Source organism: Streptomyces griseus subsp. griseus (assembly GCF_000720255.1).
Classification (GTDB): domain Bacteria; phylum Actinomycetota; class Actinomycetes; order Streptomycetales; family Streptomycetaceae; genus Streptomyces; species Streptomyces griseus_I.
Window position 1 is genome coordinate 1 of the sequence record NZ_JOJE01000163.1, and the last position, 462, is coordinate 462.

Consider the following 462-nt stretch of genomic DNA (forward strand, 5'->3'; position numbering starts at 1 on the left):
AGCGGGCCGGTGCGCCGACGGCGGCACCGGGTGAGGTGTCAGCGGGTGTGCGGGTCCGGCAGGGTGACGGGCTCGCCGGGGGTGGGCCAGTGCAGCGGGGGCCGCATCGAGAACGTCGATACGGCCGCCGCTGCCGTGGCGAAGTTCCGTCGCCCGACGGTGATGTCGGGATGACGAGAATCAGACGCCGTAGGGGTTGTCGATGATGTAGACCCAGTCCCCCTCGGTCGTCCTCTTCATCACCTCGACCGCCTTTCCTTCCACGATGCCGCTCTCGCTCGTGATCCGCCAGGACGGCTGGACCATCGCCAGGTCGCCGTTCTGATGGACCGACGTGGCCACCACCTCCATGGTGCTGGGCGCGGCGAGGTAGGGCTTCAGCGCTTCCTTGATGCTTTCCCTGCCGTAGACGGGCTCCTGTCCCGGTCCCGGTACGAACATGGCGTCTTCGTCGAAGAGGGA

1 protein-coding gene is annotated in these 462 nt (G+C 67.7%); it reads right to left on the bottom strand.

Annotated elements, in window-relative coordinates:
• Positions 1-180: 180 nt before the first annotated feature.
• Positions 181-462: YybH family protein (locus IG99_RS43600; protein ID WP_037684602.1), on the bottom strand; the 282-nt coding region annotated here is incomplete at its 5' end.